Consider the following 26,385-nt stretch of genomic DNA (forward strand, 5'->3'; position numbering starts at 1 on the left):
AACCAGACACGCCTTGAGAAGGGACTCGGCGCCGGGCGGCAGAGCAGTGGGAGCCGCGGAGAATGGGTGGGCCCTGGTGCTGTTCGCCGCACCCGCAATTGCGCCGCGCTTGCAACTCGCCGGCCCCTGTGGATGCGCCGCACGCCACCGCGTTTGCAGCCAGCTGGGGTCGCCGGAGGGGTGGACACGTGGTCCGGAGGGTCCGCGCTTGGACCTGCTCTGCGCCTGCGCACCTGCGGCCGTGTCCTGGCCGTCGCGATCAACGTGGTGGCAGTCTCCGCCAGTCATGAACCGGCCGGTCATCCCCCTACCCCCGATGTGCCGTCGACCAGCAGACCGCTGTGTCGGATCAGCTGTGACGCGGTCTTGCGAGACACTCTCCGACACACGAGGAAATCGACATGCGCCGAAGGAAGACGAGAGGGAGTGGCCTGAACCGGGGCCAAGCGAGCTTGAGGTGAAGGATCGGGGGTGGCACGCTCGGGCGCCGAAAGCTACCGACCACCCAGACCGGCCGTGTCGCACTGGGTAGGCACCATTCCGGTCCTCCTCAGGCGGGCCGGCTGGCTGTGGCCCAGGTCAGCGTCTTGGTGAAGCGCAGCCGGGTGCCCGCCCCGGCGCTGGAGACGATGTCGAGGTGGTCAACGAGCGCGGCAACGATGTGCAGACCGCGCCCGGAGGTTGCCGACGGGCCGGGCATGCTCGAGCGCGAAGGCACGAAGCCATCGCCCTGGTCGCAGACCTCGATCGTGCATCGGTCACCGTCGACGGTGACGTCGACCGTGTAGTCGACCGCCGCCAACGAGTGGGCGACCACGTTGTCGCACGCTTCTGTCAGCGCCAGCTGGATGTCGGCCCGGCAGTCGTCCTCGACTCCCACGCCGGCCAGTGCGCCGTCGAGCGCGCGACGGGCCACGGCAACGGTCGCCGCGTCACGAGGCAGGTCCAGTGACAACCGCAGCAACATCGGGACCACCGCCTCCAAGGCGTCGCTCATCGTCATCTGACCCTGCCCGTACCCGAGGAGCACAACAAGAAACGGCCCTGGGGCTTGGCGGAGGTAGAGAGGCCGCCGCAGCTTGGGCGAGCGTGGGGACTGCCCGGCGGCAGGACGAGGTCAAGACTCGCGTTCCAGTCCACCCCCATGACGTTCACCCCGGGTGGGGCGCACCGCCCGTTGGCGCTTCCACGAGGGCCACTCGAGAGCTACCTGACGGGGATCAGCCGCGGCATTGCTGTACCTGATCACTCAGCTGTGCCTTGCACCTGCGCCGTCAGGACGACGTCCTGATATGCGAGATCACTGATCGCGGCGGGGCGGCTGACACACTGCCCGTGGTCGCCGGCGGCGGACGTCGCCGGCGGTCGCGGACTGTGGCTCGCGCACCAGCTGACCGAAGGGCTCATGATCACCCGCCGACCCGACGGGGTGACCGCCACGGTTACCGTACGCTTGGAGGCCTCGAACAGCCCCGACATCCAGTCGGCACCCGCAGCGCCGCAGAACGACAGGATCAGCAGCCTTGGGGAGTACAACGAGCGATGAACCCCCAGCCGAGCTGGCAGCACCAGGTCCGCGTCGAGCCGGACCGCAGGATCCTGCTCTCTGGGGAAATCGATGTCAACGAGCTGACCAGCTCCTGGACCTCCTCGAGAACGCGATCCACGCGACGCAGCGGGTCGACGTCGACATCGAAGCGGTCCCGTTCATCGACCCGACCGTCATCAGTGCTTTGATCAACGCCCGGAACACGGCGACCACAGCTGGCAGACAATTCGCCGTCATCAATCCGACGAGCAAGTTCCGCCGAGGTTGACGACCTGCTCCACTTTCTACCGCCTAACCATGTTACAGCCAACGGCGTGTTCCGAAGGCACCTGTTTAAGCCGGGAGAAGCCGTGATCGTGCAAAGCCACGCGAAAGTACTTCCACAAGTCAAAACGTGCAAAGAAGTGGCCGCCGCCACTACGCCGTTTCGAGCAAGACCCGCATTCACCTCCGCCGGGCGCTCGGCCCCCGGTGATCAACCATCACGCCGCCGGTTCGGTGGACGCGGACCGCCGGCGGCGGCTACATCGCCGGCGGTCTGCAGGATCGGCCCATCGTTCCGGGGCGGCTGGGCGCCGTGGCGTGTTCAGTTCTTCGCCGCTGTATCGAGACGGGCGCGCGCGCCCGCCACTGCCAGCCGGAGCGGCTGCCCTGGTATACCCGGCTTTCTCGCTGCGGCGTATTGGCTGGTCTGCGACCCGGACGTCCTGCCGCTGCAGGGCCCTCAGCGCCGGGAGCTGTGGGCCAGCGCAGGCTTGCCTCGGACCTTGTCCCCGCCCGGGTAGGCGAAAGAGGCTCGTGGGGAGTGCCAGCCCCAGAGGATCATCAGCGGGTTGGTGGGCCGCAGCGCGTAGGTCGGGTGGGCCGTGTTGAGGAACTCCACTGACTCGATCTCAAATGGGTCGACCGGTTCGGCGATGTACGGGTAGATGCCGCTGAGCAGCTGCCCGTCGCGGGAGGTGAGGTAGCGGTGCTGCCCGCTGCGGATGGCGTGGCCCGTGTGCCCGACACGGGCCCGGGTGCGGATGAGCGGCGCCCCGTCGACCTCTGTGACCGCGACCAGGCTCTCCCGGCGCACCTCGAGGGTGGTGTGGCCGGGGGCGGCCGGGGCGCCCAGGGCGGCCGCGTACTGCCGGACCCGGGGGCTGGAGTTGAGGTAGTGCGTCCACCAACCGCCGGGCGTCGCCCCGTCAGGCGCCTCCATGCCGGCCAGGGTGATCCCCAGGTAGGTCAGGGAGTACGCCCCGAAGCCGCAGGTCTGGCTGTCGTCGTCCACCACGTACTGGTTCATGAACACCGGGTGACCGGGCGCGGCCCGCAGGCCGGCCGGTACGAGGGCGTCGGCCGCGTCCGGGTCCGCCGGCAGCCAGCTGAACAAGAGCATGCGGGCATGCACCACTAGCTGCGGAGCGGCGGGGTCGAGCACGGCACCTCCATAGCGGGATGTACAGCCGACGTTACGCGCGGTCTCATCAACGGGACAACGACGGATTTCTGACACCGTAGGGTTGCGGCACTCGCCCACGACCCGACGTTCCACGGGTGACGGTGCCCCACCGACCGCCGACTGGCATCGGTTAGCCCATGAGACGAGGGATATCTGCATACGGCCTGTCAGCCCGCGACCTAGCCGCCGTCGGGTAGTTCAGAAACCGCCAGCGTCTCCTCGGCTGGACCTGCCGGTTACACCGTCGGTGAGGGCGACTGTGTCCACCAGGTTCCACCGTCCGCTCAGGCCGATCTCGCGGCTTCGATAGTGCGGCACCAGGGCATCTGTCGATAGAGCTGACCAACCGGAGCCACGGGCAGCGCCGCGACAGCAGCACCCCGGGGGACAGCTAGGTGCAGGACAGCGCCGAGATACGAGGAGCTGACTGCCTGCCCTCGACGTGGCGTGGTCACCGCGTGAAGGCGAGCATGGTCGGCCTCGGCCACCCCGGGTGGCCGAGGCCCGGGATCAAGGGCTTCAGGTTCGGCTGGGGGCGCCGGGTGCGGCCAGCATCTGGGTGGCCTGTGCGGCGTGGGTGTCGTCGACGAGCAGGTCGTAGCTGTCGGCGCGGAATGCGCTGATGGAGGCGAAGTCGCGTCGGCCGCCGGTCAGGGCGTGTCCGACGAGGCCGAGCACGGCGCCGAGGACAGCGCCGACGATTGCCCCGTACAGCGCGAGCAGCGCCCCGGAGACCAGGGGGTTGACCAGGTCGAACAGCCCGAGGATCCAGCCGAACAGCGCGCCGAGGACGGCGCCGCCGGCCGCCTGGTAGCCCGCGGCCTTGGCCCAGGTCATGCGGCCGGTGACCTGCTCGTAGGAGTGCAGGCCGCGACCGACGATGGCCACGTGCTCGACGGGGAACCGCTGGTCGGACAGGTAGTCCACCGCCTGCTCCGCGGCGGCGTAGGTCGGGTATGAGGCCACCACCCGCTGCGCGGGCGCGGCGGTGGGGTGGTGGGAGGTCGGTGTCATCGCGAGACATCCTCCTTCGCGTGTCGGTGACGGACCGGTTAGTGCGTGGTGTCAGGTGGCGTTCACGGTGATCCGGCGCGGCTTGGCCGTCTCGGTCTTGGGCACGCGCACGGTCAGCACACCGTCGGCCAGGTTCGCGGTGATGTGCTCGGCGTCGATGTCGCCGGGCAGGGTCGTTCGGTAGGCGAACTGGCCGACACGGCGGGTGCGATGGCGCAGCCAGCCGACCTTCTCCTTCTCGACGATCTCGCCGCTGACCCGCAGTTCGGTGCCGGCGACCTCCACGGTGAGGTCCTTGCGGTTGACCCCGGGCACCTCGATGTCGATGAGGTACGCGTCGTCGGTCTCGGTGACGTCGGCCAGCGGCGTCCACCCCTGTGTCGTCCCGGCGAGGGGATCGGCACCGAGCACGGCGCTCATCAGCTGGCTGATCCGCTGGTGAAGCTGCGCCATCTCGCGTAGCGGGTCCAGCGCGCCGCCGTTCTCGGCGGACCGCAGCTGGGTGGGTCGAAGCACGGGAAGCGTCATCGTTCTCCTCCACGCGGTCGGTTCGATGCCTGGTGGGGTTCGCGGCTTCCCCGGGCCAGGCGCCCAGTCACGGCCCGGTGCCCTCCTGCGGAGGGGCGCCGGACCGCTGCGGAGGTGACCAGGAGCGAAGCCCGGAGCGTCAGGGGCCGCGGCGGCGCCGTCAGCCCTGGATCTGCTTGCGGGTGCTGCCGTTCGACCCGATGCTGATCTTGCGTGGCTTGGCCCGGTCGGACACCGGGATGCGCAGCGTCAGCACTCCGTTGTCGTAGCTGGCCTCCAGCTTGTCGGTGTCGAGGGTGTCGCCGAGGAACAGCTGCCGGCTGAACACGCCCATCGGCCGCTCGGCGATCACGGTCTCGACGCCGTCCTTCTGCGGGCGCTGGCGTTCCGCCTTGACCGACAGGACGTTGCGCTCGACGGTCAGGTCGATCGAGTCCGGGTCGACGCCCGGCAGGTCGAAGGAGACGTGGAACCAGTCGCCGTCGCGCTCGGCGTCGACGTGCATCACCGCGGGCCGGCTGGACGTGCCGACGAGCTGCTCGAACATGCGGTCCACGTCCCGGAACGGGTCGGTACGCATCAGCATGGTCATCTCCTCCTTCAGTGCTCCTTCACCAAAGCCTCAAGCCCGGGAGTCACCGGGCAGTTGAGTCCCCTTGACTCAACTTAATTCCACGGATACAACGAACTCATGTCGCTGTCAACTCCTACCTCTCCGGCGCGCGGGTCGTTCCCGGTCGGACCGGATGAGGGGCTGTTCCCGATCTCGGTGGTCACCGAGCTGACCGGCGTCGGCGCGCACACGCTGCGTGGCTACGAGCGGGCCGGGCTGCTGCGGCCGCGGCGCACCGACGGGGGGATGCGTCGGTACAGCAGCAACGACTTGGCCGTCGTGCGCCGCGCCGCCGCCCTGTCCGGCGAGGGGATCAACCTGGCCGGCATCCGCCGCATCCTGGCCCTGGAATCCGAGGTGGCGTCGCTGCGCGCCGAACTCGACGCTCTCCGTGCCCGGATGGCGAGGCGGTCACACCGACGGTCCTGAGATCACGCGCGCGACGGGGGCGCGGAAAAGTTTGCTGAAGCACCGAATGTGCCCACGCTGCCGCCGGCGGAGCCCTGTCACGTGCACGGCCGCCGGCGCCGGGCGCGGATCGAAGCGGCACGTCGCGCGCCCGCAGGGGCTCATCGCCCCCGCGGGCGCTGATGATCTTCTGGGCCATCGCCGAACCGGTCCCGGCCCCGCGCAACCGGATCAGGTGCGCTACACCTGTATTAGCACTCAGCGGAGGCGAGTGCAAGTCCCGCCTCTTCTGGCCGGGGATGACTTTGCAAGAGTTGACACCATGAGGCTCAAGTTCTATCAGTGGGTAGAGGCAGCTACTCGCCGGTGCACATCCCAGAGCGAGAAGGAGGTTGATCATGGGACGCGCCGTAGGTATCGACTTGGGCACCACGAACTCCGTGATCGCCGTGTACGAGAGCGGCCAGCCGCAGGTGATCGCCAACGCCGAGGGCGGGCGGACCACGCCATCGGTGGTCGCGTTCACCGACACCGGTGAGCGCCTCGTCGGGCAGCTGGCCCGCCGGCAGGCGGTGCTGAACCCGAAGGGCACGATTTCCTCGGCGAAGCGGTTCATCGGACGCCGCTTCGACGAGATCACAAACGAGGCCGACCAGGTCTCCTACGACGTGATCTCCGGGCCGGAGGGCGCGGTGCGGTTCTCGGTGCGGGGCAAGCAGTACGCGCCGGAGGAGATCAGCGCCCAGGTCCTGCGCAAGCTGGCCGACGACGCGGCCAAGCACCTGGGCGAGAAGGTCACCGACGCGGTGATCACCGTGCCGGCCTACTTCAACGACGCGCAGCGCCAGGCCACCAAGGACGCCGGCCGCATCGCCGGGCTGAACGTGCTGCGGATCATCAACGAACCCACCGCCGCCGCCCTCGCATACGGCCTGGACAAGAAGGGACACGAGACGGTGCTCGTGTTCGACCTCGGTGGCGGCACCTTCGACGTGTCCATCCTCGACGTGGGCGACGGTGTGGTGGAGGTGCGTTCCACCGCCGGTGACACCCACCTCGGCGGCGACGACTTCGACCGCCGCCTCGTCGACCACCTCGCCGAGCAGTTCAAGAACGACAACGGCATCGACCTGCGCAAGGATCCGCAGGCACTGCAGCGGCTGTACGAGGCGGCCGAGAAGGCGAAGGTCGAGCTGTCGTCGGTGGCGCAGACGCAGGTGAACCTGCCGTTCATCACCGCCGACGCCTCCGGCCCGAAGCATCTGATCACGACCGTCACACGGGCCACGTTCGAGCAGCTCACCGCCGACCTGGTCGAGCGGTGCATGGGCCCGGTCCGGCAGGCCCTCGCCGACGCGAAGGTCTCCGCCGACGACCTGGACGAGGTGATCCTGGTCGGCGGGTCGACCCGTATCCCGGCCGTGCAGGCCCTCGTCAAGCGGCTGACCGGCGGCAAGGAACCGAACATGTCGGTCAACCCCGACGAGGTCGTCGCGCTCGGCGCCGCAGTCCAGGCCGCGGTGCTGCAGGGCGAGGTCTCTGATGTGCTGCTGCTCGACGTCACCCCGCTGTCGCTCGGTGTGGAAACCCTCGGCGGGCTGATGACCAAGCTGATCGAGCGCAACACCACCATCCCCACCCGGCGCAGCGAAACGTTCACGACAGCCGAGGACAACCAGCCGGCCGTGGACGTGGTGGTGCTGCAGGGCGAGCGGGAGAAGGCCGCCGACAACCGCGTGCTGGGCCGGCTGCGGCTGGAGAACATTCCTCCGGCGCCGCGCGGGGTACCGCAGATCGAGGTCACCTTCGACATCGACGCCAACGGCATCCTCAACGTCTCGGCGAAGGACAAGGCCACCGGCGCCGAACAGAAGATCACCATCTCCGGCAGCGGCACACTGGACGAGTCCGAGGTGCAGCGCATGGTCGCCGACGCCGAACGCCACCGCGCCGACGACGTCCGGCTGCGCGAGGCCGTCGAGGCCCGCAACAGCCTCGACTCGGCCGCCTACCAGGTCGAGCGGCGCCTCGCCGAGCTGGGCGAGCAGGTGGCGGTGCACGACAAGGCCCGCGCCGAGATGCTCATCGGCGACGCCCGGCAGGCGATCAAGGACGAGGCCCCGCTCGACCGAGTCCGGTCCCTGACAGCGGATCTGCAGCAGATGCTGCACGGCCTGACCGGTGCGGGCGCCGCTGAGTCCGGCGGCCAGTCGGCCAGCAGCGGCCCGGCCGGCGGCAGCGCTCCGGGCGGTAGCGGCTCGGCCGGCGGGGACGACGTGATCGACGCCGACTACACCCCGACCAGCTGAGCCTGCGAGAGGAGGTGACCGACGATGAGCAGCGCGCACAACCCCACCCGGCAGCGGTCGGAGGACCGCGAGCCGACCCCCACGCCGGCCGGTCAGGGAGATAGCCAGATCGTCGAGGAGCACCCGCGGGTGCCGGCTGACGCTCATACGGCGCCGGCCGGCGCCCCGGCCGGCGAGGGGCCGAGCGCGGCGGAGCTGGAGGACCGGTGGCGGCGTGCGGTGGCGGAGCTGGACAACCTGCGCAAGCGATTCGAGCGGCAGCTGGCCGAGCAGGCACGCGCCGAACGCGCCCGCACCGCCGCGGCGTTCCTGCCGGTGCTGGACAACCTGGAACTGGCCCTGCGGCACGCGAGCGCTGACCCGACCGCGATCCTGACCGGCGTGCAGGCCGTGCACGCCCAGGCCCTCGAAGTCCTCGGTGGGCTGGGATACCGGCGCATCGAGCCGGTGGGTGAGCGGTTCGACCCGGCCCGGCACGAGGCGGCCCGGGTCGTGCCCGCCGCCGAGGGCGTCGAGTCGGGCACCGTGCTGGAGGTGCACCGGCACGGCTTGATCGACGGCGCCGGCATGCTGGTGCGCCCGGCGGTCGTCACGGTCGCTCAGGCATCCGAGTCCGAGCGGGAGTCGCAGGAGAAGTAAGGGAGCGAAGCGGTGGCCACGACGACAGGTGACTACTACCAGGTGCTGGGAGTGAACCGGTCGGCCAGCCAGCAGGACATCCAACGCGCCTACCGCAAGCTGGCCCGCAGGTACCACCCGGACATCAACAAGGACCCCGGCGCCGAAGACCGGTTCAAGCAGATCAACGAGGCCTACGAGGTCCTCTCCGACGAGAAGAAACGCGCCCGCTACGACCGGTTCGGCGAGGCGTGGCGGCAAGTCCCGGAAGACTACGACGGCCCTGTGCCCGGCGTCGGCCCGTTCGGCGGTAACAGTGGCGGCGGGCGGCGGGTGTACGTCAACACCGGCGGTCCCGGCTTCGGTGACGCCGGGTTCGCCGGCGTGGATTTCGAGGACCTGCTCGGTGGTCTGTTCGGTGGGCGGACCAGCAGAACGGGCGGCTTCGGCGGGCCCCGCGTGTCGGCGCCCGGCGCCGACACGGAGGCCGAGATGGAGCTGTCGGTGGAGGACGCCTACGCCGGCGGCCGGCGGCGGATCACGTTGCAGACCGCGGCCGGGCCGCGCAGCTACGAGGTGCGCATCCCGGCCGGTGTCACCGACGGGCAGCGCATCCGCCTGGCCGGGCAGGGTGCCTCCGGTGTCGGCGACGCCCGCGGGGACCTGTATCTGGTCGTGCGGCTGGCCCCGCACTCGCGCTACCGCGTCAACGGCCGGGACATCACCGTGGACCTGCCGGTGGCGCCGTGGGAGGCCGCGCTCGGGGCGAGCGTGCCGGTGGAGACTCCCGGCGGGCCGGTGCAGGTGCAGGTGCCGGCGGGCTCGTCGTCCGGGCGGCGGCTGCGGCTGCGGGGACGCGGCATGCCCAACCCCAAAGGGTCGGCGGGTGACCTGTACGCCGAAGTCAAGATCGTCGTGCCGCCACAGCCGAGTGACGCGGAACGGCAGTTGTGGCAGCAGCTGGCCGCCACCTCCGGGTTCGATCCGCGTGCTCAGCGCGTCGGGGCGGAAGGGGGCGGGCGATGAGCCGCTACGCCCTCGTCCGACGTGCCGCCTCAGTGGGTCTGACGGTGGAGCAGTTCGCCGCGGCGGCCGGGCTGCATCCGGGCATGGTCAGCCGGATGGTCGCGCTCGGCCTGCTCGACGCGGACCCCGGCCCGGCCGGTGCGGCACTTCTTCCCGTCGGGCAGGTCGCGCGGGCCGCGCGGATCGTGCGGCTGCGTGCCGGGCTCGGCTTGAACTACACCGCGGTCGGCGTGGTGCTGGACCTGCTGGACCGCATCGAGGAGTTGGAGGCGGCGCTGCGCGCCCGCCCGACTGGCTATCGGAGGTGATCAGCTGATGGATGCCAACCGGTTGACGCAGAAGTCGCAGGAGGCGCTGCACGACGCGCAGACCAAGGCGCTGCGCTTCGGCCACGTGGAGGTCGACGGCGAGCACCTCCTGCTCGCCCTGCTCGACCAGGCCGACGGCCTCGCCCCCCGCCTGGTGTCGCAGGCCGGCGCCGACCCCGACACGGTACGCGCCATCGTCGAGGCCGAACTGGGCCGGCGCCCGCGGGTGTCCGGACCCGGGGTGGAACCGGGCCAGGTGTTTGTCACCCAGCGCCTGTCCCGGCTGATGGACGCGGCGGACCGAGAGGCCAAACGCCTCAAGGATGAGTACGTGTCCGTCGAGCACCTGCTGCTCGCTCTGGTGGAGGAGGGCTCGGCCACGGCGGCCGGCCGCCTGCTGAAGGAGCACGGCCTGACCCGTGACCGCCTGCTGACTGCCCTGACGGGTGTCCGCGGCAACCAGCGCGTCACGTCGGCCAACCCCGAGGTGGCCTACGAGGCGCTGGACAAATACGGCCGCGACCTGGTCGCCGACGCCCGCGCCGGCAAACTCGACCCGGTCATCGGCCGCGACACCGAGATCCGCCGGGTGGTGCAGATCCTGTCGCGCAAGACCAAGAACAACCCAGTGCTCATCGGCGATCCCGGCGTCGGCAAGACCGCCATCGCCGAGGGTCTGGCCCAGCGCATCGCCAACGGTGACGTCCCTGAAGGCCTGCGGGACAAGACCGTCTTCGCCCTCGACATGGGCTCCCTGGTGGCCGGGGCGAAGTATCGGGGCGAGTTCGAAGAACGGCTCAAGGCCGTGCTGTCCGAGGTCCGCGCGGCCGAGGGGCGGATCCTGCTGTTCGTCGACGAGCTGCACACCGCCGTCGGTGCCGGCGCCGCCGAAGGGGCGATGGACGCTGGCAACATGCTCAAGCCCATGCTGGCGCGCGGCGAGTTGCACATGATCGGCGCGACGACCCTCGACGAGTACCGCAAGCACATCGAGAAGGACGCCGCCCTGGAACGCCGTTTCCAGCCGGTGCTGGTCGACGAACCGAGTGTGGAGGACGCGATCAGCATCCTGCGGGGCCTGCGTGAGCGGCTGGAGGTGTTCCACGGTGTCCGCGTCCAGGACGCCGCCCTCGTCGCCGCCGTCACCTTGTCGCACCGCTACATCTCCGACCGGTTCCTGCCGGACAAGGCCATCGACCTGGTCGACGAGGCGTGCGCCATGCTGCGCACCGAGATCGACTCCCAGCCGGCCGAGCTGGACGCGGCCAGCCGCCGGCTGATGCGCCTGGAGATCGAGGAAGCCGCGCTGGCGAAGGAAAACGACCCTGCTTCTACAGCGCGGCTGGATCAGCTGCGTAAGGAACTGGCCGACCTGCGCGCCGACACCGACGCGATGCGGGCGCAGTGGCAGGCCGAACGGTCAGCCATCCGCAAGGTCCAGGCGCTGCGCTCCGAGATCGAGCAGATCCGTCACGAGGCGGAGGCGGCCGAGCGCGCCTACGACCTCAACCGTGCCGCCGAGCTGCGCCACGGCAAGCTCCCCGAACTGGAGCGCCGCCTGGCGGCGGAGGAGGCGCGGCTGGCTGCCAAGCAAGGCGAGCGGCGGCTGCTGCGCGAGGTGGTCACCGACGTGGAGATCGCGGGCATCGTGTCCCGGTGGACCGGCATCCCGGTCTCCCGCCTCGTTGAGGGGGAACGGCAGAAGCTGCTGCGCCTGGATGAAATCCTGCACGAGCGCGTCATCGGCCAGGACGAAGCCGTCCAGCTCGTCGCGGACGCGGTCATCCGCGCCCGATCCGGAGTGAAGGACCCGCGCCGACCGATCGGCTCGTTCCTGTTCCTCGGCCCCACCGGCGTCGGTAAGACCGAACTCGCCAAGACCCTGGCGGCGGCGCTGTTCGACACCGAGGACAACATGATCCGCCTGGACATGAGCGAGTACCAGGAACGCCACACGGTCTCCCGGCTCGTCGGCGCCCCACCCGGCTACGTCGGCTACGACGAGGGCGGCCAGCTCACCGAGGCCGTCCGCCGAAAGCCCTACAGCGTGGTGCTGTTCGACGAGGTGGAAAAAGCACACCCGGACGTGTTCAACACCCTGCTGCAACTGCTCGACGACGGCCGGCTCACCGACGCGCAGGGCCGCACGGTCGACTTCCGCAACACCGTCGTGGTGATGACCTCCAACATCGGCTCCCAGTACCTGCTCGCGGGCGTCACCGGCGAAGGGGAGATCAAGGACGACGCCCGTTCCGCGGTGATGACCGAGCTGCGCCGCCATTTCCGGCCGGAGTTCCTCAACCGGATCGACGACGTGGTGCTGTTCAAGCCGCTCACCCTGTCCGAGATCGAGAAGGTCGTCGACCTGCTCGTGGCCGATCTGCGCCGGCGGCTGGCGGATCGGCAGTTGGACCTGCAGCTCACCGAGGCGGCGCGCCGACACATTGCCGCCGAAGGATTCGACCCGGTCTACGGGGCCCGGCCGCTGCGCCGCTACCTGCAGCGCGAGGTCGAGACCCGCATCGGGCGGGCGCTGCTGTCGGGCGACGTCGTCGACGGCAGCACCGTGGTCGTCGATTACACCGGCGCCGCGTTGATCGTCACCTGGACTCCATCGCAGAGCCCGCCGCAGCCTGGCGCTCAAGCAGCCTGACCTGTAGGGGATACCCAATCGCACAGCATTCGAGGAGGTGATCACGATGTGGCTCCAGAGCCCGCCACCGGTGACCAACCGGTGGGTGCTGCACGTCGCCGCCACCACCAGCCAGGTCACCGCCGTGCTGCGGGAGCTGTGCATCGACGACGAACAGCCCCGCTACAACGGCGACGAGGCCTTCCCCGTCTACCTTCACGGCTCCGGCAGCCCCTACGGGCCACCGGAGTGGATGAGCGTCGCCCGGGCCGAGCTGAACCGGCGCGGCTACCCGACCCGCTGGTGCACCCCGACGTGTCGCCACCATCCCTGGCCGCCGCACAGCGAGGCCCAGCCGGCGAGGGACGGCGCGGGACGCAGCATGGCGGCCCACGACCGGAGTCGCGGGCTCGCCGGCCGCAGCCGGCCGCGCACGCCGGTGCGGCGGCTGACCGGCGGCGCGCCGCATCACCGCGCACCCAGCCCGGCTCCGGCCACCCCGACCGGCCCGGCCACCGCATAGAACATAGGCAGATCGGCACAGCAGAGGAGGACGACGAACGATGGCGCGCATCGAATCCGTGCTCGAACCGCAGGCCCGCGACGTCACCGGCGTCGCGCTGCAGCAGACCCTGGTCGACCTGGTCGATCTCGGCATGGTCGCCAAGCAGGCCCACTGGACCGTCACCGGCCCCCGCTTCCGCGCCCTGCACCTGCACCTCGACGAGGTCGTCGAGACCGCCCGCCGGCACGCCGACACCGTCGCCGAACGCGCCGCCGCGATCGGCGTGGCACCCGACGGGCGGGCCGCCACCGTCGCGGCCGGCAGCCGCCTCAGCGTGGCACCCGCCGGCTGGCAGAACGACCGCGACGTACTGGCCTACTTCATCGACGCCTACGCCAAGGTCATCGCCGGGCTGCGCGAGCGGATCACCGAGGTCGCCTACACCGACCCGGTCACCCAGGACCTGCTCATCGCCGTCACCGCCGACCTAGAGAAGCAATACTGGATGTTCCAGGCCGAACAAGACTGACCCATCTGCGAACGCCGTACGGGGCGCCTGCCCGAGCACCCGCCGTTCGGGGGGCAACCCGTACGGCGGTGCCGGGCATCGGTGAAGAGCGCAGCCGCGAGTACGCCGCCGACACCGACGGCGCCGCCCTGTCCGGCGACCCGCTCGCGCTGGCTGACGCCCTGCGCAAGATCCACGCCGGGACGCAGCTGATGCCCCTGCCGCCCGATCGGCAGCTGGCCAGCGCCGCCCACCTCATGATCGCCAATCCGCTGCGTGGCGACGCGCTGAGCGCCCTGTTCTCCACTCACCCGCCGATCCCGCAGCGCATCGCCCGTCTCGAACACATGGCCGCCGCGCGGGGGACCCCCCGGCCCGTCTACCACTGAGGCGCCGCACGCCCCACTTGGAGCACAGCGGCCATCACCCGGAGAAACAGGAAGTCCCCGAGGTCCCGGACCGTTGGGTGAAGTGCCGATCCGGCGAGGGAATGCCACAGCCGCCACGACCAGCCGCAAAAGGAGGACTGGCCAAAATGACGGCCGCGACCGAACCGCGGGAAATCACCTACCCGCCTATCGACGAGCTGCTCGACATGACGTCGTCGAAATATGCCGTGGCGGTCATTGCCGCCAAGCGCGCACGGCAGATTAACGCCTACTACCAGGCGGCGGGTGAGGGCCTGCTCGAATATGTCGGGCCAATGGTCGAAACGGTGCCGCACGAGAAGCCGCTGTCGGTGGCCCTGCGCGAGCTGCACGCCGGGCTGCTCGAGGTCACCCCTGCCGAGGAGCAACCGCCGCTGACCCTGTCAAGTGGAGTCCACGGCGAGGGCGCCTGAGCCGCCTCAGCGGTCGTGATACGGATCACCGGTAGCGGGGAATATGTTGCTGAGCTGCGTTGTCAGACGAGGTGAATGGCGCTCTTCAGAGTGCTAATGAGGTAACGGCAATGAGATTATCGGAGGTGAGGTTCATGGCGCTGATGAAGTGGGATCCGTTCACCGCGCTCGCGCAACTGGACAGCACGTTCGATGAGCTGATCCGGCGCAACTTCGGCGTCCAGACGCAGCGGTTCGTGCCATCGGTGGACATGGCCACCGAGGGCACGGATGTGGTGATCAGGATGGAGCTGCCCGGCATCACACCCGACGACGTCGACATCGAGGTCGCCGGCGGCGTGCTGACGGTCTCCGGCGAGCGCAAGGACAGCGTCGACTCCAACAACGGCCGCGTTCTCGTGCGCGAGCTGCGCTACGGCTCGTTCCGGCGCAGCTTCCAGCTTCCCGACGGCGTCGACGCCGACCGCGTCACCGCGGAGTTCGACAACGGTGTGCTGAAGGTCCGAGTCAAGGACGTGGCCGCGCCGGTCGAGCAGCCCCGCAAGATCGCCATCCGGTCGGCCGGCGGCGCCACCGGCCCGAAGCAGATCGAGGGCGAGACCGTCGAGACCCCGGCCGAGCGGAAGGCCGACGACCGCCGCGGCGTGAACCGCTCGGCCGGTTGATGCGGCACCAGACAGCGGACGGCGATCGATCCAGCGGGCAGGCGGTTGCCTCGCGGCTACCGCCTGCCACGTCGGGCGCAACCGCCAACCTTGGTCCCGGAGACTCTCCTAGTTCGTGAAGGAGGTGATCGCCATGGACGTAGGGCTGTTGCTGCTGCGTGTCCTGATCGGTGTGCTTCTGGCCGCCCACGGCGCCCAGAAGCTGTTCGGCTGGTTCGCCGGGCACGGCCTGCGCGGCACCGCCGATTTCCTCGAATCGCTGGGCTGGCGCCCCGGCCGCGTGTTCGCGGTGCTGCTGGGTACGGCCGAGTTGGCCGGTGGGCTGGCGCTGGCGTTCGGCGCCGGCACGCCGGTCGCCGTCGGTGTGATCATCGCGGTGCTGGCCAACGCGGCCCGGATCGTGCACCGGCCCCACGGGCTGTGGAACACCGATGGCGGCTACGAGTACCCCCTGGTCCTGATGGGTTCCGCTCTCGCGGTGGCGGTCACCGGTCCCGGCCGGTTCAGCATCGACCACCTCGCCGGGTGGCACCCGTCGCCGGCGCTCGGCGCGGTGCTCGCCCTCGGCGTCGGCGTGATCGGCTGGCTGGCCGGTGACAGCGCCCGCGACGCGGGCATCGCGGGCCTGTTCCGCCGGCCGCCCTTCGGCGGCCTGCGGCCCAGCACCTGAGCAACCGACCGCCCCGCCAACGGAACTCGTCGCAGGCGGTCCTGCCGCCCCATGCGGCTCACGTCCACCGGCGGGTCAGCGACCACCTGCCGCCACCCGTGTCAGCGGGCATCGTCGAATCCCGGTCTCCGCGACCGCTGATATACGGCAACCAGACGGAGGAGTGAATCGATGCAGACCAACCGTTACCCGCGGGTGCTGTACGAGCTGGAGCAGCAGTTCGCCCGGCTGGCCCCCGACATCCCCGACGGCCCGCACAAGCGGGCCCTGTCGGTGCTGCACGGCATCACCACGGAGATCTGGCGTACCGTCCAGCACGATCGCATGCCCACCACTGACGGCGGTGTCCCCGAAATCGCCGACCTGTGGCAGGGCGCCCCGCCGATGGAAGGCGCCGCGCTCACCAGCGGCCTGCCCGTCGGCGTCGAAGCACCCGACTTCACCCTGCCCGACGCCTCCGGCGCCCCGGTGCGGCTGCGCGACCTGCGCGGGCAGCCCGTGGTGCTGGTGTTCTACCCGCTCGACTGGAGCCCCGGCTGCAGCCAGCAACTCGACCTGTACCAGCAAGAGCTCGACGAGTTCGGCGCCCGCAGCGCCCACCTTCTGGCTGTCTCGCCGGACAGCATCTACAGCCACGGCGCCTGGGCGGCCGTGCGCGGGCTCACGATCCCGCTGCTGTCGGACTTCCATCCCAAGGGCGAGGTCGCCCGCAGCTACCAGGTGTGGCGCGAACCCGACGGCTTCAGCGACCGCGCCCTGTACGTCATCGACCCGGCCGGGCGGATCACCTACGCGCACGTCTCGCCCTACCTGCACCACATCCCGGACCTCGACGAGCTCCTCGCCGCGGTCGATGCCGCCCGTGACACCACCAGCACCACGGACACCCCCGCGGGCGGCTAGGAAAGAAGGAGAGAAGCGATGGCCGCGTTCGGCACCCGGTCCCCCTATGCACGAGTGTCAACTCCGCCGATCACGCCGGTCGTGGTCTACGGCCGACGCTGGTGCGCGATCAGCCAGATGGTGCGCCGCTACCTCGACCGCACGGGCATGCCGTACCAGTACGTCGACCTCGACCTGCACCCCGACGCCGAAGCCCGCCTGGCATGGCTGACCGGCGGCCGCGTGCACAGCCCGATCGTCTCCGTCGACGGTGAACTGCTCGTGCAGCCCATTATCGCCGAGTTGCAGTGGGTTCTCAGGAAGAGGTGATCGCCCCATGACCACCCCATCCAGCAGTACGACCGACGGCGCGATCATCGGCTGCCCGCACTGTGGCCAGGCGAACCGCGTGCGGCCCAGCCCGGGCGGCACGCCCCGCTGCGGCTCCTGCCAGCAGCAACTGCCCTGGCTCGTCGAGGCCACCGACAACACCCTCGATGCAGAGCTGCGCGCGCCGGTGCCAGTCCTGCTCGACCTGTGGGCGCCATGGTGCGGACCGTGCCGCACCATGGCTCCCGTCCTCGAGCAACTCGCCCGCGACCGCGCCGGACGACTCAAGATCGTGAAGGTGAACGTGGACACCGCGCCGGCGGCCGCCGCCCGGCACCAGGCCCAGAGCATCCCGCTGCTGGTCCTGACCCGCCACGGCCGCGAACTGGCCCGGCTGACAGGCGCAATCCCTGGGCCGCGGTTGCGCACCTGGATCGACGGACACCTCACGGCGGGCGATTAAGCCGCATCGCCTGCATGAGCACGATCTCCTGGCCCGCCGACGCAACGACCGGCCCCACGAACAGCCGGCGCCGTATCGGCGACGCAGTGACGCGGCGGGCAAACCGGGCGGATCACAATGGTTCACCCGCCGCAACACGGGTAGCGCATGGTCGAACCGTCGGCGATCGCGTCACCTCTGACATCCGGACGAAGGGAGGAGAGCATGAAGTACCACGAATTCCTCGCCGCACTACGCGACCGCGGCGAGTACCGCGACACGGCTGAAGCCGAGCAGGTTGCGCAGGTTGTGCTCGCGACCCTGGCCGCCCGCCTCGACCCCGGTGAAGTCAAGGACCTGGCATCGCAGCTGCCCGCCGAGGCAGCCGCAATGCTGACCCGCCAGGCAGGCCCGGTCGAACGGTTCGGCGTGCAGGAATTCCTGCGCCGCGTCGCCGCCGCCAACCCAGCCAGCGAACGCACAGCCGAATGGGACGCCAGCGCCGTCCTGTCCACCGTCGCCGACGCCGTCTCCGGCGGAGAAATCAACGACGTGCTGACCCAACTGCCATCCGGATACGCGGTGCTGTTCGGCAAGCCCAACCTCACCGGCTGACCGGCGCCTCCCGACCACCGGCACCGATCCCCACCTACCGGCGCCACAGCACCATCACGCACCGGAACGCCCGCCCGCGCGCGGCGAAGCGGGCGGGCTGCGATCGCAGGGCATCCGGTACGACCCAGCTTGGCAGCGACGTAACGGCAGGCGAGCTATCGACGCCGAATTCGTGTGGATGGTTCGAGGTGCGCGGCCATCTACGGGCCGGGTGAGACGCTCCCACCCTCTCGGCGTCTCACCCGGCCCCGATCAGGCGCGGCCCGTCACCACCGGACGTGCATGCCGAAATGACCGCGCGCCCGGCCCACCGGTCGGCATGGCTCGACCAGTCGCGGCGACAGGGCGACGAACACCGCTGCTGTGGACGGCGGTCCCGTTAGAGTCCGTCGCCCCATCACCACGCCGAAGGGCGGCGGGAAGGGACTGCACCCTGCCGAGCTCCGGCCCTTCGGGTGACATGGCGGGAGCGGCGGGCACCGTCCGAAGAAGCCACTCCCAGGTGCACCCGCCGCTCCAACGCAGATGACCGTATCGGGCTGTGTTGGCGCTGGCCGGCTGTCGCCTGTGGGGTCACTCGACCGGGTGAGGAAACAACTGCACGGGAACGGTACCCGTCCCGTCCAGAGCCAGAGGCGGTTATGCAAGCTGACATCGTGCGCCGACACCTCAGCGCGCGTCGCCCCCGGCATCGATCGTTCAGCCGACCACGTATCGGGACGCACCCCACCCGCCGACGATCGCCACCCGGACGTGTTCTCCATCCGCTCCCGCCGTAACCGGGCCTCAGCGAGCAGGTCAGGAAAGCCGGGTTTCCTGGAAGGGCTCGCGGACACGGGCCCGTGCCGCGAACGGGTGACCCGGTGCGATGGGCGTGACGCGAATTCAAGGGCCTCGCAGACCCGTTCGCGGTCTTCATCGCCACTACCGTCGCCGTCCTGCGTGGCGGCTTCCAGGACTCGCGTGTCAAATCCTGCCGGTGGGCAGCGCCGCCAACTGGAACCGGCTGGTCACGTCCGACAGGATCTGATGCAGTGCGTCGACGGTGCCCTGCCGGTCACCGCCGGCATCATGCAGCAGCACGACCGAGCCGGGTTCGACCTGACTAACCACCGTCGAGGCAATCCGCCCCGCTCCCGGCGCCTGCCAGTCCGACGGGTCCACCGTCCAGTGCAGAGGCGTCATCCCGAGGCTCCGCGCCACCGACACCACCGAGTAGGTCCAGGCGCCGCCGGGCTGGCGGTAGTAGACGATCGGGGCGTCGGGCACCGCGGCCCGGATCGCGATGCTAGTCCGCAGCAGATCGGCGCGGATCCGGTCCGGCGAACGCGACCCGAGTGCGACGTCGTGGTTCCACGAGTGGTTGCAGATTGTGTGACCGTCCGCCACGATCGCCTTGATCAGGTCCGGGCGGGCCTGCGCGTTCTCGCCGACCACGCAAAAGGTGGCCTTGACATGAAACTTTCGCAGCACGGCGAGCACCTGCGGTGGTGTGCTTCCGATCCGGGCCATCGTCGAAGGTCAACGCAACCTCAGAGGTGCCGGTGGTGCTACGAGTTCCGAAAGGGCCCGCCCGACCGCCTTGCGGCCCTGCCCGGGATCCCCGGTCCTGACTGGCTTCACCTCCTTGCGCTTGCCCGTCGCCGCCGGCGGCCTCCTCACGCGGCGACCGGAGCGGGACCCGGGGGCTGGTCGGCAAAGTCCGGGCCGTGGGAGTCAGTCAGGACGGTGGCGGCGCCCCTCTTGTGCGGATGCGCGACCAGGCTCCGGCCCAGCACATAGGCCGAACCGAGCAACACGGCCACCACCAGCGCGACAATCCCGAGGATGCGTCCCGTCGAGTCACCACGCAGCAGGCTGCCGGCAATCCGACTCGCCGGGGAATCTCCGCCGTTCCCGGCAGCCGTCATACGCACCCTTGCCCCTCTCAAACGTCTACGCGAAGCATAAAGCGGACAAAAGGCCCAGCTGACACGAATAGGCACACCTAACGGGAGGTCGACCGTCTGCTCGGGAAGAACGTTGCCGCCACCGCCCTCCAACCGCGGAGAGCTAGGGTGTGGGTGCCGGCGGGGGGCCTTGCTCGCGATGCACCTGCTAGGCGATTTTTGTGGAACGCTGGGCACTGGCTGCGGTCCTCGTCGGTGACGATGCCGCCGCACAGCTGCACGGCCCGTAGGAACTGCTCCACGCAGGCCCAACCTCGGTAGGTGCCGTCGGCTGTCGTACTCCTTTCCGCCGTCCGCAGGCGGACGGCGGAACACCGCGCCACGGCGCACAGCGCCCTGGGCCAGCCCAGTGATCGCGTTCGCCATTTCGCTCACCGGTGGATTCGCGTACCGCTTGGGGCATCACCAGCCGTCTTGGCCCTCAGGCACCGTTACTTGACGCCCGGCGAGATCGGCGCGGCCGGCGATGCCCCACCGGCCGGTGACGGCGTGCAGGCGGCTGCCGAGACTCCGGGAACGAGCGGCAAGTCCGCCCAGTGCTAGCGGGCGCCGCGCCACTCCCACGTCGAGCAGTGGGTCAAGGCGATGCAGACCGCCCAGAGACGCAGCCGTTTGGAAGAACATGCTCCACCGGTCGTGATGCCCGAAACGCTTGCTCGCGTCCGATAGGGGTGCGTCTCGTGCCCAATCGCAACCGCCGCGCGGCCGTGGCTACTGGCCCGTGTGTCGCCCGCCAACCTCGTCGGGTTTCCACACCAACCCCTTGCGTTTGACCTCGGCTTGTAGGTCGACTCCGTGATGTCGAGCCATCAGCACCACCTGCGACAGCACGTCGGCGAGCTCTGACGCGATCACCGCGGGCGCCAGGGTGCTCGTCGCCGCCCATCGCATCCTCGACTGAGCTCTGGACGCCGAGCCCGGTGCGCGCGACCACCAGCGGCCGTACCGGCTCGGCATGCATCCCCGGGCCGGTCCGCTCGCCGCTAACCCGCCAGCATCTTGTAGAAGTAGAAGCGTGGCGCCTCCGGCCACTCCGACGTCGGGGGCATCCAAGCGACTCCCAGCAGCGGCGGCAAATCCCGCCCGTCGTCCAGCACCCTGTAGCCATGCCGCCTGTAAAAGCGGCGCAGCGCTTCCGCGTCCAGCCCGTGGACGACGTTGCCGAACAGCACCCGCACCCCGTCAGCCCGCAACCGGCCCTCAATGTGGGCGAGAAGCTGCGACCCGATGCCGCGTCCGCGGAATTCAGCCCGCACCGCGAGCAGGTCGAGTTCGCGGTGGCGGTCCAACACACCGGGGGCCATCGCACGCCGCATCTCTGGCACCAGCGGGATGCCCAGTGCTGCGAACTCCGCAGCCCGCCCGGCGAGCTGACTGCGGGTCGCCAGGGCGGCGCCCACCAGGACGCCGGTGTCCGGGTCGTGGTACTGCGCCACCACAGCGGGGAAGTAGGCGTTGGTGATGGCAGGGACGGCACCGGCGTCGATGTCGCCGATGATCTCCTCGAACAAGCGCTGCACCTGCCGCCGCTCGTCGGCCGTGGTCGCCTCAGTGATCGCCGACGGATTGACATCGCTTTGGCTCATGATGGGGGAGTGTAGGTGGCCGAGCCGACACGTCGGCTCCCGCGAAGTCGATGAGCGGGTGTCTGACTACTACCGGCACTCGTCCCCGGACCGGCGGCCCTTAACGACCTCCATCACATCCCTACCGCCAACGTCCGGGTCCCGGCTGAGCTGGCGTGCCCGAGCTAGGCGCAGAGGCGGCCAACACCTGGTTGCCCATGGCAACTGCAAGGCCCGCCGCAAACGAATGTCGATCACCGACAAGCTGGCTGACAGCTAGCCCGCTCGGTTCTTATGGCGTTCACTAGCACCGATATCCGTCGATGAAATCGGTGATCCACTTCGCCGCTGCCGCCAGGACCAGACTGGACCCACCCGCACCCCGCCGGACGGGCCATGACGTAGGGGATGCTCGTCGGACGAGCAGCCACCGAGCAGCCACACGTCCACAAGGGATGGAGAAGCAAGAAGCCTGACCCACGTTTCCGCAGGTCAGGCTCTTATGATCTTGCGCGCCCGAAGGGACTCGAACCCCTAACCTTCTGATCCGTAGTCAGATGCTCTATCCATTGAGCTACGGGCGCTTGTTGCTCGGCCAGTCTACACACCGGCTTTCGCGCGGAGACTCCGGGATTCGAACCCGGGAGGGGCTTTAAAACCCCAACCGCATTAGCAGTGCGGCGCCATAGACCAGACTAGGCGAAGTCTCCCTGGTGGCCCGGAGACCACCGCGCCCGAGGATACAGGCCCGCACCCGCCCGGGGCAAAGCGACTACCGATGCCGCCCGCATCCCGTGCGTTTCCCCCGTGTGCGACGTCACGTCCGGGACTAGGCTCCATCGATATGCAGGAGCAGCCGCCGAGCGATCCGCCCCGTCGCGAGCCCGCCACCAGCGCCCGGCGGAGCCGCTCCACCCAGCCGACCTTCACCCCGCCACCCACGCCCGTACCGCCCGCCGACCAGGCGGGCAGCGACGGTGGCCCGGCACCCCGGCAACGGCGGGCCAAGGTCCCTCCGACGGTGCTCTTCCAGCCACCGGAGCCCGCCCAGGCGGCGCAACCCGCCGGCGGCCCCGGCCGGACTCTCGGCGGAGCCGCGCCGGGCACCGCGCCACGCCCCCGGCCGACCGACGAGGAGACCTCGAACGCCCCGGCCGGGGACGACACCGCCCCGGCCGCCCGGAAGGCCACCCGCGGCCGCCGGGCCGCGGCACCGGCCGAGGACGGGTCGGACACCGGTGCCGAAACGGTGAAGCCGACGAAGCGCACCAAGGTGAAGAAGGCGACCCCGGCCGCGAAGAAGGCGACCCCGACGGCGCGGAAACGGGCTGGCCGGCCTGCGGCGGAGAGCGCCGATCGTGACGAGGAGCACATCGCCTCCCCCGCGGCAGACCTGGCGACCAGCGGGACCAGCGCCAGGTCGGTCGAGGCGACACCGCCCGGCACCGAGACGGCCAGCCGCACCCGGCCCGACGGAACCGAGACGGCCGGCCACGCCCCGACCGCCGAGACCGAGACGGCCAGCGACACCATCCGGCCCCAGGGAGGCAGCACCGCCGAGGCCGGGCAGGTCCCGCCGTCGGGTGACTCCGCGGTCCCGCCCGCGCCGCAGGCCGGCGCGGGCGGCACGGCGGGGGACGGAAGCGCGGAGCCGACCGGGCCGGTGAGTACGGCCGGCGTCGCCGCCGCGCCGGAGACGGCGCCGCCCGCCACCACCCGGGCCCGCAAGGCACCCACGAAGAAGGCCACCTCGGCGAAGCGAACCCCGGCGCAGAAGGCCACCGCGGCCCGGAAGGCGGCACCTACGCCGGCCGAGACCCGGGACGGGCCGGAGCAGCCGGTCAAGGCGGAACCGGCAACCATCAGGGTGGATCAGCGAAGCGTCGCGATCGGGCCGGAACCGGGGCACGCCGTCACGGTCGAGCCGGCGCAGCCGGCGGCCGGCAGCCAGGAGGTGGCGTCGGGGCGTACCCCCGGGGAGGGCTGGCGGGCGGTGGGCGCCCGGGTCGTCGAGCACCCGGGCTTCGCGCCGGAGCTGCTGGCCCTCGCGGCGGTGGAGGAGCTCGGACCGCGGGCCCGCGACTGGGTCGAGCGGACCCGGTCGGCGTACCCGGACGCGGGAGCCGACGGGCTGGCCCGGCTGGCGACGCGGCGGTTCGTCCGGCTGGCCGGTACGGGCGGGGCGCTCGCCGCGGGCGCCGGGCTGCTCGCGCCGGTGGCCGAGCTGGCGGCGGTGCTCTGGACCCAGGCGAACCTGGTGCTGCACCTGGCGGCGGTCTACGGCCGGGACCCCGGCCACTCCGACCGGGTGGCCGAGCTGCTGGTGCTGACCCAGGTGCACCCGGACATCGCCACCGCCCGGGCGGCACTGGACGCGGTGCGGTCGGCGGGCCCGCCGGTGGACGGGCCGTGGCCACGGGCGGCCGAGGCGGCCTGGCGGTTGGCGACGCCGCTCGCCGCGCAGGCGGGCGGCTGGCTCGGGCTGCGGCTGGCCTCCCGGCTGCTGCCGGGCGCGGCGGTGCTCACCGCGGCGGCCGGCGACTCGGCCGCCGCCGAACGGCTGGCCGCCCGGGCGGCCGCCCGCTACCGACCCGTGCGCACCCGCTGACCGCCCGCCGGGCGGCACCGGACTGATCCACTCGGGATGCGGCGTCCGGGCGGACGGGGCCGCGCGAGATGCGCCATTCCGGGCCTTCCGGCGATCGGGGCCGCCCGACATGCCGCACCTACGGCACCCGACCGCCCCATGATGGCTGGACGCCGCACGAAACCGGTCAGAGCCAGCTGAACCAGGACTTGGGCAGGAGGGCGTAGCCGACGAAGGCGACCACGTCGAGCAGGGTGTGCGCGACGATCAGCGGGGCCACCCGCCGGGTACGCAGGTAGCAGAAGCCGAAGATCACACCCATCACGGCGTTGCCGACGAACGCGCCGAAGCCCTGGTAGAGGTGGTAGGAGCCGCGTAGCAGGGCGCTGGCCGCGAGCACCGCGCCGAGCCGCCAGCCGAACTGCCGTAGCCGGGTGACCAGGTAGCCGACCACGATCACCTCCTCCAGCACGGCGTTCTGCACGGCGGCGAGGATCAGCACCGGCACCGCCCACCAGAGGTGCGGCAGGGCGGCCGGGACCAGGGTGGCGTTGACGCCGAGCTGCGCCGCCGCCCAGAACAGCGCCAGCCCGGGCAGGCCGATCAGCGCGGCCAGACCGGCGCCCCGGGCCAGGTCCGACCCGGGCCGGGTCAGGTCCACCCCGAGGGTCCGCGCCGGGTCGCCGGGGTCGCGCGCGAGCAGGTGTACGGCGAGCAGCACCGGCAGCAGCGCGAAGGCGATCCCGAGGAGCTGGTACGTCAGGTCGAGGTACGGCCGGGCCGACACCGAGGTGTTCAACGCGGCGGTCTGCTTGGTGAGCGGACCCGCGGCGGTCAGCTTGGCGATCAGCGAGACCAGCGCGTACACGGCCGACTGGCCGAGGGAGAGGCCGAGCACCAGGAGTGTCTCGGTGCCCAGGGTCCGGCGGGACACCGGCCGGGTGAGCTCGTCAACCGTCACCGGACAACTGTGCCGCACACCGGGGCCGGCCAACACCACCTCCGCCCTCAGATGAGCCGGTCGCACATTCTGTGCGACCGGTGCGCACGCTCCGTGGAGATTCTGTGAGGGCCGATCCGCCCGTCAGGAGAAGGAGCGTGCCCCGGTGGAGAACTTCGCCCGGTTGTTGAAGGAGAGCTGGACCCTGGTCGAGGAGGAGCGCGAACGGCTGAGCGGGCACTTCTACGCCCGGCTCTTCCTCCTCGACCCCGAGCTGCGCAAGCTCTTCCCGGTGCAGATGAGCGGGCAGGGCGACCGGATCCTGGAGGCGATCGTCACCGCCACCCAGACCGTGGGCGACCCGGAGAGCTTCGACGAGTACCTGCGGGCCCTGGGCCGGGACCACCGGAAGTACCACGTCGAGGCCGCCCACTACGAGACCATGGGCGTCGCCCTGCTGGACGCGCTGCGCAGCACCGCCGGGGACGGCTGGAACCTGGAATACGACCAGGCGTGGCGGGAGGCGTACGCGAGCATCTGCGAGCGGATGCTCGCCGGCGCGGCGGCCGACGAGAACCCGCCGTTCTGGCACGCCGAGGTGCTCACCCACGAGCGGCACGGCCCGGACACCGCCGTGCTGACCGTCCGCGCCCTGCAGTACCCGCTGCACTGGCAGGCCGGCCAGTACGTCAGCGTCGAGGCGCCCCGCTACCACCCGCGGGTGTGGCGGACGTACTCGGTGGCGAACGCCCCGAACGACGACAACGTGCTGGAGTTCCACGTGCGGACGCCGCCCGGGGCGGCGGGCTGGGTGTCCGGGGCGCTGGTCCGCCGGACGAAGCCGGGTGACCTGCTGCGGGTGGCCGCGCCGATGGGGTCGATGACGCTGGACCTGTCATCCACCCGGGACATCCTCTGCGTGGCCGGCGGGGTCGGGCTGGCGCCGATCAAGGCGCTGGTGGAGGAGTTGACCCGGGTCAACCGGACCCGCTGGGTGCACGTCTTCTACGGCGCGCGCCGCCCGGACGAGCTGTACGGCCTGCCGGGCCTGGAGGAGTTGGTGGCCGCGCACCCCTGGCTGTCGGTGACCCCGGCGTGCAGCGAGGACCCGGACTTCGCCGGTGAGCTGGGGGACGTCTCCGACGTGGTCACCCGGTACGGCCCGTGGACGAGCCACGACTGCTACGTCTCCGGCTCGGCCGCCATGGTGCGGGCCACCCTGCGTGCGCTCGCCGCAGACGACGTCCCGCCGGACAACATCCGGTACGACACCTTCGGCGCCCAGTAGCCGTTCCTCCCCCCGAGCCGGGGCGCGGGGCCCCGCCCCCCCGGGGCCCCCGCCCCCCCCCCCCGCCCCCCGGGGGCGGGGGGGGGGGGCCCCCCCCCCCCCGCCCCGGAGCCTGCCGGCCCCGGGCGGGGCGCCCGGGGGGGGCG

General features: G+C 70.9%; 26 protein-coding genes, 2 tRNA genes and 2 pseudogenes. 19 read left to right on the forward strand and 11 right to left on the reverse strand.

Translation table 11 applies throughout. The features are described 5' to 3' along the window. Positions 1-550: 550 nt before the first annotated feature. Positions 551-1,003 carry an ATP-binding protein gene (locus tag ACGFI9_RS19285; RefSeq protein ID WP_393179459.1) on the reverse strand — a complete coding sequence of 151 codons (453 nt, stop codon included), beginning with the start codon at positions 1,001-1,003 and terminating at the stop codon, positions 551-553. Between the two features lie 520 nt (positions 1,004-1,523). Here ACGFI9_RS19285 and ACGFI9_RS19290 point away from each other — a divergent pair. Continuing rightward, the gene (locus ACGFI9_RS19290) at positions 1,524-1,817 is read left to right on the forward strand and encodes an STAS domain-containing protein (protein WP_393179461.1); all 294 of its coding nucleotides are present in this window, start codon (positions 1,524-1,526) and stop codon (positions 1,815-1,817) included. A gap of 456 nt (positions 1,818-2,273) precedes the next feature. On the opposite strand, the gene ACGFI9_RS19295 is transcribed toward ACGFI9_RS19290, so the two are convergent. From ACGFI9_RS19295 to ACGFI9_RS19310, 4 genes are all read right to left on the reverse strand, one after another. Next, positions 2,274-2,933, reverse strand: a complete 660-nt coding sequence (locus ACGFI9_RS19295; protein ID WP_393179463.1) for a hypothetical protein — start codon at positions 2,931-2,933, stop codon at positions 2,274-2,276. A gap of 582 nt (positions 2,934-3,515) precedes the next feature. Beyond that, positions 3,516-4,010: a general stress protein gene (locus ACGFI9_RS19300; RefSeq protein ID WP_393179464.1), complete on the reverse strand. Its 495-nt coding sequence runs from the start codon at positions 4,008-4,010 to the stop codon at positions 3,516-3,518. A gap of 51 nt (positions 4,011-4,061) precedes the next feature. Further along, the gene (locus tag ACGFI9_RS19305) at positions 4,062-4,538 is read right to left on the reverse strand and encodes an Hsp20/alpha crystallin family protein (RefSeq protein WP_393179466.1); all 477 of its coding nucleotides are present in this window, start codon (positions 4,536-4,538) and stop codon (positions 4,062-4,064) included. Positions 4,539-4,698: 160 nt separating this feature from the next. Further along, the gene (locus ACGFI9_RS19310) at positions 4,699-5,124 is read right to left on the reverse strand and encodes an Hsp20/alpha crystallin family protein (protein ID WP_393179468.1); all 426 of its coding nucleotides are present in this window, start codon (positions 5,122-5,124) and stop codon (positions 4,699-4,701) included. Positions 5,125-5,229: 105 nt separating this feature from the next. On the opposite strand from ACGFI9_RS19310, the gene ACGFI9_RS19315 reads away from it, so the two are divergent. The 16 genes and pseudogenes from ACGFI9_RS19315 to ACGFI9_RS19390 all read left to right on the forward strand — a co-directional run bounded on the left by ACGFI9_RS19315 (position 5,230) and on the right by ACGFI9_RS19390 (position 17,910). Further along, entirely contained in the window at positions 5,230-5,580 is a 351-nt protein-coding gene (locus ACGFI9_RS19315; protein ID WP_393179470.1) for a MerR family transcriptional regulator, read from the forward strand. A gap of 377 nt (positions 5,581-5,957) precedes the next feature. Further along, complete coding sequence (gene dnaK, locus ACGFI9_RS19320; RefSeq protein WP_393179472.1) at positions 5,958-7,868, forward strand: molecular chaperone DnaK; 1,911 nt, start codon at positions 5,958-5,960, stop codon at positions 7,866-7,868. 24 nt (positions 7,869-7,892) lie between these two features. Next, a complete protein-coding gene (locus ACGFI9_RS19325) occupies positions 7,893-8,507 on the forward strand; it encodes a nucleotide exchange factor GrpE (protein WP_393179474.1) in 615 nt (204 codons plus the stop codon). A gap of 12 nt (positions 8,508-8,519) precedes the next feature. Continuing rightward, a complete protein-coding gene (locus ACGFI9_RS19330; RefSeq protein WP_393179476.1) occupies positions 8,520-9,512 on the forward strand; it encodes a DnaJ C-terminal domain-containing protein in 993 nt (330 codons plus the stop codon). Further along, entirely contained in the window at positions 9,509-9,820 is a 312-nt protein-coding gene (locus ACGFI9_RS19335; protein ID WP_393179477.1) for a chaperone modulator CbpM, read from the forward strand. The genes ACGFI9_RS19330 and ACGFI9_RS19335 overlap by 4 nt, the downstream gene beginning before the upstream one ends. Before the next feature lie 7 nt (positions 9,821-9,827). Then, complete coding sequence (gene clpB / locus ACGFI9_RS19340; protein WP_393179479.1) at positions 9,828-12,473, forward strand: ATP-dependent chaperone ClpB; 2,646 nt, start codon at positions 9,828-9,830, stop codon at positions 12,471-12,473. A 37-nt stretch (positions 12,474-12,510) separates the two neighbouring features. Then, positions 12,511-12,975, forward strand: a complete 465-nt coding sequence (locus ACGFI9_RS19345; RefSeq protein ID WP_393179481.1) for a hypothetical protein — start codon at positions 12,511-12,513, stop codon at positions 12,973-12,975. A gap of 40 nt (positions 12,976-13,015) precedes the next feature. Then, positions 13,016-13,486 (forward strand): Dps family protein, encoded by a 471-nt coding sequence (locus tag ACGFI9_RS19350; RefSeq protein WP_393179483.1) that lies wholly within the window; start codon positions 13,016-13,018, stop codon positions 13,484-13,486. Between the two features lie 89 nt (positions 13,487-13,575). Beyond that, a pseudogene (locus tag ACGFI9_RS19355) lies at positions 13,576-13,854 on the forward strand (M48 family metalloprotease); the annotation flags it as partial. Positions 13,855-14,000: 146 nt separating this feature from the next. Further along, positions 14,001-14,306 (forward strand): DNA-directed RNA polymerase subunit omega, encoded by a 306-nt coding sequence (gene rpoZ, locus ACGFI9_RS19360; protein ID WP_393179485.1) that lies wholly within the window; start codon positions 14,001-14,003, stop codon positions 14,304-14,306. A 134-nt stretch (positions 14,307-14,440) separates the two neighbouring features. Beyond that, positions 14,441-14,971 (forward strand): Hsp20/alpha crystallin family protein, encoded by a 531-nt coding sequence (locus ACGFI9_RS19365; RefSeq protein WP_393179487.1) that lies wholly within the window; start codon positions 14,441-14,443, stop codon positions 14,969-14,971. Positions 14,972-15,104: 133 nt separating this feature from the next. Then, the gene (locus ACGFI9_RS19370) at positions 15,105-15,641 is read left to right on the forward strand and encodes a DoxX family protein (RefSeq protein WP_393179489.1); all 537 of its coding nucleotides are present in this window, start codon (positions 15,105-15,107) and stop codon (positions 15,639-15,641) included. Between the two features lie 171 nt (positions 15,642-15,812). Beyond that, complete coding sequence (locus tag ACGFI9_RS19375) at positions 15,813-16,544, forward strand: peroxiredoxin (protein ID WP_393179491.1); 732 nt, start codon at positions 15,813-15,815, stop codon at positions 16,542-16,544. Positions 16,545-16,562: 18 nt separating this feature from the next. Further along, positions 16,563-16,853, forward strand: a complete 291-nt coding sequence (locus ACGFI9_RS19380) for a glutaredoxin family protein (protein ID WP_393179493.1) — start codon at positions 16,563-16,565, stop codon at positions 16,851-16,853. Between the two features lie 7 nt (positions 16,854-16,860). Further along, a complete protein-coding gene (locus ACGFI9_RS19385; RefSeq protein ID WP_393179494.1) occupies positions 16,861-17,316 on the forward strand; it encodes a thioredoxin domain-containing protein in 456 nt (151 codons plus the stop codon). A gap of 204 nt (positions 17,317-17,520) precedes the next feature. Next, positions 17,521-17,910 (forward strand): DUF2267 domain-containing protein, encoded by a 390-nt coding sequence (locus tag ACGFI9_RS19390; protein ID WP_393179496.1) that lies wholly within the window; start codon positions 17,521-17,523, stop codon positions 17,908-17,910. A gap of 966 nt (positions 17,911-18,876) precedes the next feature. Here ACGFI9_RS19390 and ACGFI9_RS19395 read toward each other — a convergent pair. The 5 genes and pseudogenes from ACGFI9_RS19395 to ACGFI9_RS19415 form a co-directional block, all read right to left on the reverse strand. After that, positions 18,877-19,471: pseudogene (locus ACGFI9_RS19395) on the reverse strand (polysaccharide deacetylase family protein); the annotation flags it as partial. A 97-nt stretch (positions 19,472-19,568) separates the two neighbouring features. After that, a complete protein-coding gene (locus ACGFI9_RS19400; RefSeq protein ID WP_393180174.1) occupies positions 19,569-19,826 on the reverse strand; it encodes a hypothetical protein in 258 nt (85 codons plus the stop codon). A 1,016-nt stretch (positions 19,827-20,842) separates the two neighbouring features. Next, entirely contained in the window at positions 20,843-21,445 is a 603-nt protein-coding gene (locus ACGFI9_RS19405; protein ID WP_393179498.1) for a GNAT family N-acetyltransferase, read from the reverse strand. Between the two features lie 490 nt (positions 21,446-21,935). After that, a tRNA-Arg gene (locus tag ACGFI9_RS19410) sits at positions 21,936-22,008 on the reverse strand. Positions 22,009-22,043: 35 nt separating this feature from the next. Beyond that, positions 22,044-22,134, reverse strand: a tRNA-Ser gene (locus tag ACGFI9_RS19415). A 134-nt stretch (positions 22,135-22,268) separates the two neighbouring features. Between ACGFI9_RS19415 and ACGFI9_RS19420 the strand changes: the two genes are divergently transcribed. Beyond that, positions 22,269-24,032, forward strand: coding sequence for a hypothetical protein (locus ACGFI9_RS19420; protein ID WP_393179500.1), 1,764 nt, complete (start codon positions 22,269-22,271; stop codon positions 24,030-24,032). Between the two features lie 166 nt (positions 24,033-24,198). Here the strand turns inward: ACGFI9_RS19420 and ACGFI9_RS19425 are convergent, their stop codons facing one another. Next, positions 24,199-24,972: a CPBP family intramembrane glutamic endopeptidase gene (locus tag ACGFI9_RS19425; protein ID WP_393179502.1), complete on the reverse strand. Its 774-nt coding sequence runs from the start codon at positions 24,970-24,972 to the stop codon at positions 24,199-24,201. 145 nt (positions 24,973-25,117) lie between these two features. Between ACGFI9_RS19425 and ACGFI9_RS19430 the strand changes: the two genes are divergently transcribed. Beyond that, positions 25,118-26,239 carry a globin domain-containing protein gene (locus tag ACGFI9_RS19430; protein ID WP_393179504.1) on the forward strand — a complete coding sequence of 374 codons (1,122 nt, stop codon included), beginning with the start codon at positions 25,118-25,120 and terminating at the stop codon, positions 26,237-26,239. Positions 26,240-26,385: the final 146 nt, after the last annotated feature.

The sequence above is a fragment of the Micromonospora sp. NPDC048930 genome (genome assembly GCF_043197935.1).
Taxonomy (GTDB): domain Bacteria; phylum Actinomycetota; class Actinomycetes; order Mycobacteriales; family Micromonosporaceae; genus Micromonospora.

Bases quoted from the DNA above. Each gene is read 5' to 3' on its own strand.
- ACGFI9_RS19365 (WP_393179487.1), top strand. From the start codon at position 14,441: ATGGCGCTGATGAAGTGGGATCCGTTCACCGCGCTCGCGCAACTGGAC.
- ACGFI9_RS19315 (WP_393179470.1), top strand. From the start codon at position 5,230: ATGTCGCTGTCAACTCCTACCTCTCCGGCGCGCGGGTCGTTCCCGGTC.
- ACGFI9_RS19325 (WP_393179474.1), top strand. From the start codon at position 7,893: ATGAGCAGCGCGCACAACCCCACCCGGCAGCGGTCGGAGGACCGCGAG.
- ACGFI9_RS19310 (WP_393179468.1), bottom strand. From the start codon at position 5,124: ATGCTGATGCGTACCGACCCGTTCCGGGACGTGGACCGCATGTTCGAG.
- ACGFI9_RS19350 (WP_393179483.1), top strand. From the start codon at position 13,016: ATGGCGCGCATCGAATCCGTGCTCGAACCGCAGGCCCGCGACGTCACC.
- ACGFI9_RS19420 (WP_393179500.1), top strand. From the start codon at position 22,269: ATGCAGGAGCAGCCGCCGAGCGATCCGCCCCGTCGCGAGCCCGCCACC.
- ACGFI9_RS19335 (WP_393179477.1), top strand. From the start codon at position 9,509: ATGAGCCGCTACGCCCTCGTCCGACGTGCCGCCTCAGTGGGTCTGACG.
- ACGFI9_RS19285 (WP_393179459.1), bottom strand. From the start codon at position 1,003: ATGACGATGAGCGACGCCTTGGAGGCGGTGGTCCCGATGTTGCTGCGG.
- ACGFI9_RS19375 (WP_393179491.1), top strand. From the start codon at position 15,813: ATGCAGACCAACCGTTACCCGCGGGTGCTGTACGAGCTGGAGCAGCAG.
- clpB (WP_393179479.1), top strand. From the start codon at position 9,828: ATGGATGCCAACCGGTTGACGCAGAAGTCGCAGGAGGCGCTGCACGAC.
- ACGFI9_RS19300 (WP_393179464.1), bottom strand. From the start codon at position 4,010: ATGACACCGACCTCCCACCACCCCACCGCCGCGCCCGCGCAGCGGGTG.
- ACGFI9_RS19305 (WP_393179466.1), bottom strand. From the start codon at position 4,538: ATGACGCTTCCCGTGCTTCGACCCACCCAGCTGCGGTCCGCCGAGAAC.
- dnaK (WP_393179472.1), top strand. From the start codon at position 5,958: ATGGGACGCGCCGTAGGTATCGACTTGGGCACCACGAACTCCGTGATC.
- ACGFI9_RS19295 (WP_393179463.1), bottom strand. From the start codon at position 2,933: ATGCTCTTGTTCAGCTGGCTGCCGGCGGACCCGGACGCGGCCGACGCC.
- ACGFI9_RS19380 (WP_393179493.1), top strand. From the start codon at position 16,563: ATGGCCGCGTTCGGCACCCGGTCCCCCTATGCACGAGTGTCAACTCCG.
- ACGFI9_RS19390 (WP_393179496.1), top strand. From the start codon at position 17,521: ATGAAGTACCACGAATTCCTCGCCGCACTACGCGACCGCGGCGAGTAC.
- rpoZ (WP_393179485.1), top strand. From the start codon at position 14,001: ATGACGGCCGCGACCGAACCGCGGGAAATCACCTACCCGCCTATCGAC.
- ACGFI9_RS19405 (WP_393179498.1), bottom strand. From the start codon at position 21,445: ATGAGCCAAAGCGATGTCAATCCGTCGGCGATCACTGAGGCGACCACG.
- ACGFI9_RS19385 (WP_393179494.1), top strand. From the start codon at position 16,861: ATGACCACCCCATCCAGCAGTACGACCGACGGCGCGATCATCGGCTGC.
- ACGFI9_RS19370 (WP_393179489.1), top strand. From the start codon at position 15,105: ATGGACGTAGGGCTGTTGCTGCTGCGTGTCCTGATCGGTGTGCTTCTG.